Source organism: Tamlana flava, from assembly GCF_041287255.1.
Taxonomy (GTDB): Bacteria; Bacteroidota; Bacteroidia; order Flavobacteriales; family Flavobacteriaceae; genus Tamlana; species Tamlana flava.
In genome coordinates, this window is sequence record NZ_JBGGTX010000002.1 from 347,218 (window position 1) to 359,611 (window position 12,394).

The following is a 12,394-nucleotide window of genomic DNA, read 5'->3' on the forward strand; positions in this document are numbered from 1 at the left end:
AAAAATTGAGAACAATGAAAACACTTCTTAAAATATTTAAATATTCTGTCTTATTGTGGATTGTGACCTTTTTTATGGGTTGTGAGGAAGATGATGCTTTACTTCTTGAATTAGATGCCGCATTCACCTATACGGTTAACATAGATACGGGTACTGTAACGTTTATTAATATTTCCGAAAACGCCTATAAATATGAATGGAGTTTTGGCGATGGTACCTCATCTACACTGTTTAATCCGGTAAAAACCTTTGAGAATGGCACATACACGGTAAGTTTAAAGGCCATGAATGTGGCGGGTGCTTCAGACACCTTTGAGAGTGAAATTACAATTCTAATACCTGAAATTGCCTCGCTACCCATTTCGTTTGATGGGGCAAACACAAAATATGAAGCCCAAGTTTTTGGAGGAGTAGCTTTTGATATTGTTGATAACCCCGACCCTTCCGGAGCAAACCCTAACACCTCAAAAGTGGGTGAAATCACAAATTCTGGCTCACAATGGGAAGGATTTTATTTTGATTTAGGCTCGCCGTTGGATTTATCCACGCTCAAAACAATTAAAATGCTTTTTTGGTCTGATGCACCAATTAGTATCTTACTCAAATTGGAAGAAGGCACTTCGGGCAATATAGAAACTACTGCAAACCATAGAGGTGCGGGTTGGGAAGAAATAATGTTCACCTTTAATTCGGCTGCAAGTTATTCAAGATTAACCATGTTTGTGGATGGTCCCGGAACTGCTTCTGGAAAGTTCTATATTGATGATATTACTCAAATAGAAACACCTCCTGATCCTTGCAAAAGTGAAACCATGCAATCACTCGTTGGAGCCGATTTTAATTTAACTTTTATGGAAGACCCATCAGCTAGTATTATAGAAGATGGAGCTGATTTTAGTTGGATTGATAATCCAGATTTTGATAATGGTGTTAATAAGTCATGTAAGGTCGGTCAAATCACAAAACTCGGCAATAACCCATGGGACAATAATCAAATAGATTTGGATTCGAAATTAGATTTTACCTCCAATACTGGCTTAAAAATAAAAGTTTGGTCGGCAAGAGCAAATACTGAAGTTAGAATAAAGCTAGAAGAGATTGGTAATCCTAGCAACAGCACCGAGCAATTTGTGACCACTTCAGTTACTAGTGCATGGGAGGAATTAATGTTTCCTTTTACCGGTGCAGATAGTGGCAAGTTTAATAAAATTGTCATTTTCTTTGATTTGAATGCCAACAATACGGACACCTATTATTTTGATGATTTGGTGCTATACGGAACAGGTTCTGGAGTAGGGCCTTTTGATGATGGCCTTTTAACCAACGGAGACTTTGAGAATGGTGGCACAGCATGGAGCGGTAATGCCTTAAATGTCCAAATGGATGGTGGCAATTCGTATAACCTAGCTGATGTAACCGCAGCTGGTAATCCTTTTGATGTCAACTTAAGCCAAGTGGTTGCCATTGAACAAGGCAAGAATTACACGCTTACGTTTGATGCATCCTCCGATAGAAACAGAACTATCTTAGCAGGCATTGGACTAAATCAAGACCCTTGGACTGCGGCTACGGAAACAGTAAGCCTAACCACAACAACACAAACTTTTACGTTGAATTTGTCGTCTGCCGATTTTGGAATAGCAAATAGTCGTGTTCTTTTTGATATGGGAGCTGAATTAGGAGTTGTTGTTATAGATAACGTTTCTCTTATCTGCACCAACTGCAATTAAAACATTTTGTAGGTATAAGATTTAAGAAAGGAACAATAACTAGAAGGGCGTTTGTTTTTTTATTCAATGAATAAGAAGGAGAATTGTTAACAACATGATAAAGTTAGTTCAGAGCAACAAATGAATTTATTAGAACTATGGAGACCACTATAAAGATGAGCGAAGCAATGATTTCAAAAAATGATAATACAGTTAAAGTAGAATTGGTAAACTTCAATAATGAAGATTTTTACAAAATTTCGAACAGCGATAAAATGCGTCCATTTTTTATGAGCATTGTAAGCGATTCAAACCACTGGATGTTCATTTCAAGTAACGGAGGCTTAACTGCTGGCCGCAAGAATGCAGAGTACGCCCTTTTTCCTTACTATACTGACGATAAGATTACCGAAATGGCCGAAACCACGGGCAGCAAAGCCATCTTTCAGGTTAAAATAAATGGAAAAGGCCATATTTGGGAACCCTTTTCAATCAGACAAATGGGTATCTATAACACCCAAACCAATCTCTACAAAAACAAATTTGGAAATAAAATTGTATTTGAAGAGCATAATATTGACTTGGGGTTAACATTCAGGTATAAATGGAACAGTAGTAACGAGTTCGGCTTTGTAAAAAAGTCAACCCTTATTAATACCAACGAAAATGCTGTTGAGATTACCCTACTTGATGGTTTGCAAAATATTTTACCCGCAAGTGTTTCTTCAGATTTGCAAAACAGTAGAAGCAATTTGGTTGACGCTTACAAGAAAAGCGAACTCCAAAAGGATTCTGGTTTAGGTGTTTTTGCATTAAGCGCCGTAATTGTTGACAAAGCTGAGCCCAGTGAGGCCCTAAAGGCAAATACCGTATGGTCTCATGGTATTGAAAACGCAACACATTTATTGTCTTCCCTTCAGTTGGACAATTTTAGAAGAGGTGAAAAGATTCAAGAAGAGGTAGATGTAAAAGCCGAGAAAGGCGCTTATTTTATTTCTTCAAAAATTGAATTACTGCCCAAATCTGAAAAGAATTGGATGTTTGTTGCCAATGTTAACCAATCCATCACAGATGTTGTTCGAATTTCGGAAACAATCAAAACTGAAAAAAATCTGTTCAGCTTAGTTCAAAGGGATATTGATGCCGGTACAAAAAATCTCATCAATTTAACTGGTGCGTCAGATGGATTGCAACTAACAGCAGATTCATTGATTAATACCAGGCATTTTTCCAATACACTTTTCAACATCATGCGAGGCGGTATTTTTGATGATGGGTACAACATTGAAAAATCAGATTTCATAAAATATATTTCCAAAGCGAACAAGGAGGTCTTTAGAGAAAAGGAAGCTGTTTTAAATAATTTAAGTAAAAATTTCAGTTTAAAGGATGTTCAGAATTTGGCAGAACAAGATGAAAACAAAGATTTTAAACGTCTCTGTTTCGAATATTTGCCGTTAAAATTTAGTAGAAGACATGGTGACCCGAGCAGACCTTGGAACAAATTTTCCATCAATACAAGAAGTGAAGTAGATGGGTCCAAGATTTTAGATTACGAAGGCAATTGGCGCGATATTTTCCAGAACTGGGAAGCGCTAGCTCACTCCTACCCTGAGTTTATTGAAGGCATGATACACAAGTTTTTAAATGCCACGACTTTTGAAGGCTATAACCCGTATCGAGTTACAAAGGATGGTTTTGATTGGGAGGTCATAGAAGAGCACGACCCTTGGTCTTACATTGGTTACTGGGGCGACCATCAAATTATCTACCTATTAAAATTCTTGGAATTTATTGAAGACCACTACCCTGGTAAATTAGAAACAGGATTTAATCAAGATGTGTTTGTTTATGCCAATGTACCATACAAGATAAAGAACTACAGAGACACCTTAAAAAATCCAAAAGACACTATTGATTTTGACCATAAGTTGGATGCAAAAATCAATGATAAAAGAGATGTTTTAGGGGTCGATGGTGCGTTGTTGGAAGACAGAAACGCGAAAATACATCACGTTAACTTGATGGAAAAATTGTTGGCAACAGTGTTGTCAAAAATATCAAACTTTATTCCAGAAGGCGGTATTTGGCTAAACACTCAACGTCCAGAATGGAATGATGCCAACAACGCCTTGGTTGGCAATGGTGTTTCCATGGTTACGCTGTATTATCTATACAGATTTTTAAATTTCTTTGAAAATGTTGTTTCAAAAGCCAACATCAATGAAGTTGAAATATCGCAAGAGTTGGCTGTTTTTTTCAACGAAGTCTTTAAAACGCTACAATCCAATGCGCCCATTTTGTCTAGTAAAATATCAGATAGGTCCAGAAAAGCGGTTTTAGACGGTTTGGGAACTGCAGGAAGCAATTACCGCGAAGAAATATACAACCAAGGCTTTTCTAATAAAAAAACATTGTTAAACCTGGAACAAATTTCCAGTTTTATTGAGCTAGCTAAAGCGTATTTGGAGCATAGTATTGATGCTAACAAGCGACATGATAATATGTATCATGCCTATAATTTAATGACAGTAGAAAATGAAGAGGAAGTTTCAATCTCATATCTGTCTGAAATGTTGGAAGGTCAAGTAGCAGTTTTAAGCTCGGGTTACCTCTCCCCTAGTCAGGCTTTGAGTTTACTTGATGGTTTAAAAAATAGCGCCCTGTTTCGAGAAGACCAATACAGCTATATTTTGTACCCAAACAAAGAATTGCCTCGATTTGATAAAAAGAACAATATTCCATTTGAAAAAGTAGAACAATCACAACTTCTAAAAACCTTGGTAGCCAATGGAAACAAGCGGGTTATAGAACAAGACATTAAAGGGGACTACCATTTTAACGGCAATTTCAATAATGCGAATAGTCTAAACGATGAGCTCTCAAAGTTAGATATGGCATATCAGCCATTGGTAGAACAAGATAAAGCTTTATTGCTTCAAATTTTCGAGGACATTTTTGACCACAAATCCTTTACGGGTCGCTCAGGTACTTTCTTTGGTTATGAAGGTTTAGGATCTATTTACTGGCACATGGTTTCTAAACTATTGCTTGCCGTTCAAGAAAATTGTTGGTTGGCTATCAACTCAAAAGAAAGTGAAGTAGTTATTGGTAAACTTCTAGACCATTATTACGAAATAAACGCTGGTATCGGCGTACATAAATCACCAGAATTGTACGGGGCATTCCCAACAGATCCTTATTCACATACACCTGCAACTAAAGGAGCCCAACAACCTGGAATGACAGGACAAGTAAAAGAAGATGTTTTAAGTCGATTTGGTGAATTGGGAATTTTTGTTGAACACGGGCAAATAAAGTTCAATTCAAGTCTCTTGCAAATGAACGAGTTTTTAAACGAGCCGTCAATATTTCATTTTACAAATATTAATAAAGAGGATCAGGAAATTGATTTAGAAGCCAGTACACTATGCTTTACCTATTGCCAAGTACCGGTTATTTATAAACTTTCTGGTGAGAGCAGGTTAAGGGTGTATTTTAACAATGGGGAAAATCTAGAGTTTAATGAATTAACGTTAAGCCATGATATTTCTAAGTCGATTTTTGAGAGAAAAGGAGAACTAAACCGTATAGAGGTTTCAATTAAAAGATAAGCAATGTCAATGCTTAAGAAATATATAACACTTTCAATTTTAATCATGATGTTAGGATGTAACAAAGCACCAAAACAAGAAAATCAAATTACAGCTGCTGACATTTTAGGAAATCAAAATTATATAGCTATTTCATATGGTGGATACAGGCAAAAAACACGCGATGTGCAACCAACAATGAAAGAGCTTAAAGAAGACATGAAGATTTTGGCAGCAATGGGAATTAAAATCTTAAGAACGTATAATGTACAGCTCCAACAAGTTCCCAATTTATTGAAGGTCATTAAGGAATTGAAGTTAGAAGACCCAAATTTTGAAATGTACGTAATGTTGGGCGCATGGATAGATTGCAAAAATGCCTGGACGGGCAAAACTCCCAATCACGAAATTGAAAGCGAGCAAAACGAAGGTGAAATTAATAGAGCGGTAACTTTAGCAAAGCAATACCCGGATATTGTTAAAATTATAGCAGTAGGCAATGAGGCTATGGTAAATTGGGCGACAAACTATTTTGTTAGGCCGAATGTTATACTAAAATGGGTAAACTACCTGCAGGATTTAAAGAAAAAAGGAGAACTCCCTAAAAGCTTATGGATTACCAGTTCTGATGATTTTTCATCGTGGGGCGGTGGAGATTCCAGTTATCACACCAAGGATTTGGAAGAACTCATCAAGGCTGTAGACTATATTTCTATGCACACCTACCCTATGCACAATTCGCACTACAATCCAACTTTTTGGTTAGTGCCCGAAAATGAAGAAGGACTTTCCGATGAAGAAAAGATAGAATCGGCTATGCAGCGTTCTTTAAAATTTGCACAAAAGCAATATGATAGCGTTTCAAACCACATGAAAAGTTTAGGGGTAAATAAACCCATACACATTGGGGAAACAGGATGGGCAACCGTGTCGGACGGTCACTATGGTGTAGAAGGATCCAGAGCATGCGATGAGTATAAATCTGGGCGCTATTACGAATTAATAAGGGATTGGACCATAAAAAGCAACATCTCTTGTTTTTATTTTGAAGCTTTTGATGAACAATGGAAAGATGCTCGAAATACGATGGGTTCTGAAAACCATTTTGGTTTATTCAAGATAAACGGGGAAGCAAAATATGCCATTTGGGATTTGGTTGATAAAGGTCTTTTTGACGGTTTAACCCGTAACGGAAAGCATATTACAAAAACATATAATGGAGATAAAGACGCGCTTAAGAAAGAGGTTTTGGTGCCACCTACACCCGAAGAATTTAGTATAGCGCATCAATAATTCAAATTAAAAATGAAGTTAACAAAGTTATATATCGTTTTACTTTTTTTAGTTACAATGAGCTGTAATGAAACCAAAAAACAGTTGAAAGTTGAAGTTTTTGAAACATCTGTAAAAGGTAGTAAGCTTACCAAGCTTACAGAGTTCAAAGAAGTCGACTCCTTGGTAAATATTAAAATAAATCCTAATGAAACTTTTCAAACCATTACGGGGTTTGGAGGGGCCTTTACCGAGTCCTCTGCTTATCTGTTAAACCAACTCAGCAAAAAAAATAGGGACACTATTATACAGGCTTATTTTGCCAAGGAGGGAGCAAGGTACTCTTTGACAAGAACGCATATGAATTCTTGCGATTTCTCGCTCGGCCAATATTCTTATGCTCCGGTGGAAGACGATATAAATCTAGACCATTTTACAATTGAAGATGATAGAGACGATTTAATCCCCATGATAAAGGATGCCATGGCTGTATCAGAAGATGGCTTTAAAATATTCGCATCACCATGGACAGCTCCACCGTGGATGAAGGACAATAAACATTGGGTTGGAGGAAAACTTCTTCCAAAGTATTACGAAACATGGGCTTTGTTTTTTTCAAAATATTTGGAGGCCTACAAGTCTGAAGGTATTGAGATATGGGGATTCACTGTTGAAAATGAACCCCACGGAAATGGCAATAATTGGGAAAGTATGCATTTTACTCCTAAAGAAATGACCGATTTTGTGCAATTTCACTTGGGACCAAAATTAGAGACAGATGGATATGGCGATAAGATTATTTTAGGGTATGATCAAAATAGAGCAGGGTTAAAGGAATGGGTAGATGAGATGTATCGTGATAAAGCTTCCTCAAAATATTTTGATGGAACAGCAATACATTGGTATGAAAGCACCTATGATTATTTTCCTGAAGCCTTGCAATATGCCCACAACAAGGCTCCAGATAAATATTTGATTGAGACTGAAGGTTGCGTCGATTCTGAAATACCTCATTGGAATGACGATGCATGGTATTGGAAAAAGGAAGCTACGGATTGGGGTTGGGATTGGGCTTCAGACGAAGAGAAATATCTCCATCCCAAATATTCGCCGATAAACCGTTATGCAAGGGATATTATTGGTTGCCTAAATAATTGGGTAGATGGTTGGGTAGATTGGAATATGTTGCTAGATAAACAAGGAGGGCCAAATTGGTTTGAAAACTGGTGTGTAGCTCCAGTAATTGTTGACCCTGTGGCTGATGAAATCTACTTTACACCGCTCTATTATACCATGGCTCATTTTAGCAAATATATAAGACCTGAAGCAAAAATTATAGGATTGGAAAACTCTGATGATACGCTTATGGCAACAGCCGCACAAAACCCTGATGGTTCCATTGCCGTAGTGCTTTTCAATGAATTTGAAACCCCAAAAGCCATAAACCTATCGTTAGGTAAAGAGAGTGTTGAGATAACAATAGACGCACAAGCCATTCAAACAATTATAATTTCAAAAAGATAAATACTATTAACTAAATAAATTAATATTATGTCAAAAATAAAAACAGCAGCTCGAGATAAAGTTCCCGTTGGACAAAAGGCCGCCTTTGGTGCTGGACACTTTGTTCTTAATCTTTTGCCTGGTGTATTGGGTGTTTACCTTCAAGTATTCATTTTAACGGCATTCGGCATGGATCCCGTTTGGGCTGGTCTTTTAGGAGGTTTACCTAGAATTTTTGATGCACTTACAGATCCCATAATGGGTTTTATATCTGATAATACAAAGTCCAGATGGGGAAGAAGAAGGCCTTACATATTTAGTGGCGCGATTATTAGCGGAATACTTTTCATTCTGATGTGGCAGCTAGATGAAAATGCGTCACAGACATTTAATTTTTGGTATGTAATGATTTTACAAATCCTATTCCTTGTTGGTAATACCATGTTTGCAACACCTCTTGTCGGTTTAGGATATGAAATGACATCGGATTATAATGAAAGAACCAGACTTATGAGTTTGGCAAATTCCATGGGCCAAATAGCCTGGATGATAGTGCCTTGGTTATATGTTATTATTCCGGATGTGAATACGTTTGAAAACCCTGCTCAAGGTGTAAGAACAATGGCTGTACTTGTTGGGGGTGTTTGTATTTTGTTTGGTATTTTGCCGGCTATTTTTTGTAGAGGTATAGATTCTGCCAATATGGAGAACAGACAAGAAATTAACTTTAAGACCCTTGCATCCAACATGAAGGAATTGGTAAAGGGGATAAAGCAGGTTTCTAAAAACAAACCCTTCATGAAACTTTGTGGAGCAACTTTTTTAGTTTTCAACGGGTTTCAACTCGTAGCTGCTTTTTCTGTTTTCATAATAGTGTTTTATATGAATCAAGGAAGTTGGGAACAAGCTGGAACTTGGCCTGCTTGGTTTAATACACTTAATGCCATGTTAACCGCTTTTGTGGTTATTCCTATTATTTCTAAAATGGCTACAAAATGGGGTAAAAGGAATGCATTTTTAATTTCAACGTTTCTGTCAATCATAGGATATATACTCAAATGGTGGGGTTTTAATATTGAACTTAATGATAGATTTAATCAAACATCATTTGGACAAACCTTAAACAGAGGAGTGACTTCAATATTTGATTTTTTAAACCCTTATCTAGAAAGCGCTGGAATATCTTGGTTTAGTGTTGATACTAGCAATGGTATCCCGTGGTTAATATTTTTGCCAATACCTTTATTTGCTTTCGGTATGGGCGGTCTATTTACATTGATGATGAGTATGACTGCAGATGTTTGTGATCTAGATGAGTTAAAAAACGGAATGCCCCGTAAAGAAGGAACTTTTGGAGCCATTTATTGGTGGATGGTGAAGTTAGGACAGGCCTTAGCAATTATATTAAGCGGAGTGATTTTGAAAATTGTTGGTTTTGATCAAAATGTCAGTGAGCAGGCTATTGAAACTATGACGCGTCTCAGAATCGCAGATATTATAGTTCCTGCAACAACAGCCGCAATGGCCATGTTTGTCATGTGGAAATATAGCTTAAATGAAGCAAAGGCTAGGGAGATAAAGGCGGAATTGGTAAAAAGAAGAGGAGAACTTTAAAATTTAATATCTAAATACTATGTCGTACAGAGCTGATAAAATTATGGCGTTATCAGGGAAAAACCTCGATAACAAAACCTTAAAGGGATTACAGAATTATTTTAAAAGAGTGCTTAAAAATGGTATGCACGGTTTGTGCTTTAGCCCATATGAAGAAGGACAAGAACCTGGAAATCAGTTGTCAGAAGAACAAATAAGAAGACGATTAACTATTTTAAAACCTTATACAAAATGGGTGAGGTCGTTTTCATGTACTGAAGGTAACGAGCTAATTCCTGTAATCGCCAAAGAAATGGGCATGAAAACTCTAGTTGGCGCTTGGCTTGGAAATGATGCTGAAATTAACAAAAAGGAAATAGAAGGTTTAAAGAATTTAGCTAACAAAGGATGCGTGGATATTGCCGCAGTAGGTAATGAGGTAATGTATCGAGGAGACTTAACGGAAGAGGAATTATTGGCCTTTATAAAGGATGTTAAAAATAATCTTACTCAGGTGCCAGTTGGTTATGTAGATGCATATTATGAGTTCACCAAAAGACCAAAGATAACAGAGGCTTGCGATGTTATTTTGGCTAATTGTTACCCATATTGGGAGGGTTGTAGTATTGAGTATTCTTTAATTTATATGAAGGACATGTTTCACCAAGCAATGAAAGCGGCTAAAGGTAAAAAAGTAATCATTACAGAAACGGGATGGCCAAGTCAGGGGGAAGGCTTAAGCGGTGCTATGCCTTCAACCGAAAATGCCATGAAGTATTTTATTAATACACAGTTGTGGTCTAAAGAAGATAACATAGATATATTTTACTTTTCCTCATTTGACGAATCTTGGAAAGTTGGTGCCGAGGGTGACGTAGGTGCATATTGGGGGCTATGGGACAAAAATGAAAAGCCTAAATTTTATAGTACACCAATCGTTTTTAAAAATAAAAAGCTATTCGTTTAGCTTTTAAAAGTCAGGCGATTAGGCTAATTTATTCGATTTAAAATATAGTTTGGAAACTTCTAATATCTATTAAGTTTTCGGCTAAAGAAAAACTTTTTGCAAACAGATGGTCTTGCCACCACAACATGACCACAACAAGGCTAAATTGTAACATGTTTTTGCCGCAATGTTTACAAGTCTAAATCTGTTGAAAAGCACTGTTATTAAAAGGTTTTTTAAAGGATTCTCAAAAAATACATTAATATTTTAAAATGTATGCTTTTTGTATGGGTGACTTATAGGAATATATTAATTATCTCCATCTATCTTTGGAACACAACGTAACGGAATTAAGAATAAGAATTTAAACATTAATCTAAAACTATTTATTATGAAAAAATTTACATTATTACTATCTTTTTTAATCGCCTCTTTTGGGTTCTCCCAAGATCTATTATTAGGTTTTGAGGATGGAGAAAGTGGCGGTTTCGACGGTGGGGTTTTCGGAAACGGCAATGCTTTGCAAGTTAACCTTATTACCGATGCAGGCACCAATGGAACTAAGGTTGCAGAATTTATAGCCAACTCTGCTGGAGAAATTTGGCAAGGAATCAATCTGAATTTAACAACAGACGTTGATTTAACGAGCACCCAAACTATGACAATAGATGTTAAGTCGGCCACGGCTATCACTTTTTTGGTTAAAGTTAATGATGGTACTGGTGCTGAAGCCGCAGCTGCTGTTACTCATAATGGTGACAACACATGGCAAACACTTTCGTTTACCTTCAATACTTCTTTGGACGGAAAGGCGGCTATGGCAAATGGTGTTTATAATGGTTTTGTAATTCATGCATATTGGGCGCCAGGAGCTACAGCTTTTGCTGAGGTATCTGCTGACGAAAGAACCTTTTACGTAGATAATATTTCTGGGCCAGCTAGTTCAGATACATGTTCAAATGGTATTCAAGATGGAGATGAAACGGGTGTTGATTGCGGAGGCTCTTGCCCTAACGCTTGTCCATCACCTCCTACCATTGCAGCCCCAACTCCCCCAGCAAGAGCGGCGACTGATGTAATTTCTCTTTATAGTGATGCATATACAGATGTTGCCAGCAATTTTGACGCTGGATGGTGTAGTGCTGGATCTGTAGCTGAAGTTATGATTGATGGTAATCCAACAATACAATACTTAAACAATCCTTGTCAAGGTATAGTATTAGATGCAGGTGTTGATGCCTCTACGTTTACTTATTTGCATGTTGATATTTACATACAGGGTGGCACCGACTTAACCTCTTCTGTGTTTAACTTAAAATTTGTTCAACAGCCAGGAGGCGCCGCATTAGAAGTTCTTTTAAATATTGCTACTTCTCCTGCTTTAGTAGCAGGGAGTTGGTTATCTGTGGATGTACCTGTAGATTTATCCACCTTTGATGGTTTTAAAGAGTTTGGAATTACCTCTAATCTTAATAGTTTAGTGTGGTATGATAATTTGTATGTTCATAAAAACACAACGCTTAGCACTGATAAATTTGACTTGGCTTCGTTTAGCCTTTACCCTAATCCAACACAAGATAGTTGGACGGTTAAAACCAAGGACATTAAAATGACATCTATTCAAGTATTTGATGTTATGGGCAAGGAAGTATTGTCAATAGCTCCATTGAAAGCCGAAGCGACCATTGATGGGTCTAGATTGAAATCAGGATTATATTTTGCACAAATAAGTACAGAAACTGGAGCTAAAAGCATCAAGCTTATTAAGCAGTAAACAG

Annotated in this window: 7 protein-coding genes; all 7 read left to right on the forward strand. The window is 37.0% G+C overall.

Going from position 1 to position 12,394, the window contains the following annotated elements; translation table 11 throughout:
• Positions 1–14 precede the first annotated feature (14 nt).
• Positions 15–1,730: a carbohydrate binding domain-containing protein gene (locus ACB104_RS06025; RefSeq protein ID WP_370477382.1), complete on the forward strand. Its 1,716-nt coding sequence runs from the start codon at positions 15–17 to the stop codon at positions 1,728–1,730.
• A gap of 137 nt (positions 1,731–1,867) precedes the next feature.
• Positions 1,868–5,323: a 1,3-beta-D-glucan phosphorylase, GH149 family gene (locus ACB104_RS06030; protein WP_370477383.1), complete on the forward strand. Its 3,456-nt coding sequence runs from the start codon at positions 1,868–1,870 to the stop codon at positions 5,321–5,323.
• 3 nt (positions 5,324–5,326) lie between these two features.
• Entirely contained in the window at positions 5,327–6,595 is a 1,269-nt protein-coding gene (locus ACB104_RS06035; protein ID WP_370477384.1) for a glycosyl hydrolase family 17 protein, read from the forward strand.
• Between the two features lie 12 nt (positions 6,596–6,607).
• On the forward strand, positions 6,608–8,098 hold the full coding sequence (locus tag ACB104_RS06040) for a glycoside hydrolase family 30 protein (protein ID WP_370477385.1): 1,491 nt from the start codon (positions 6,608–6,610) through the stop codon (positions 8,096–8,098).
• A 27-nt stretch (positions 8,099–8,125) separates the two neighbouring features.
• A complete protein-coding gene (locus ACB104_RS06045; RefSeq protein WP_370477386.1) occupies positions 8,126–9,691 on the forward strand; it encodes an MFS transporter in 1,566 nt (521 codons plus the stop codon).
• Between the two features lie 19 nt (positions 9,692–9,710).
• A complete protein-coding gene (locus ACB104_RS06050; RefSeq protein ID WP_370477387.1) occupies positions 9,711–10,637 on the forward strand; it encodes a glycoside hydrolase family 17 protein in 927 nt (308 codons plus the stop codon).
• 370 nt (positions 10,638–11,007) lie between these two features.
• The gene (locus ACB104_RS06055) at positions 11,008–12,390 is read left to right on the forward strand and encodes a T9SS type A sorting domain-containing protein (protein ID WP_370477388.1); all 1,383 of its coding nucleotides are present in this window, start codon (positions 11,008–11,010) and stop codon (positions 12,388–12,390) included.
• The last annotated feature ends 4 nt before the right edge of the window (positions 12,391–12,394 follow it).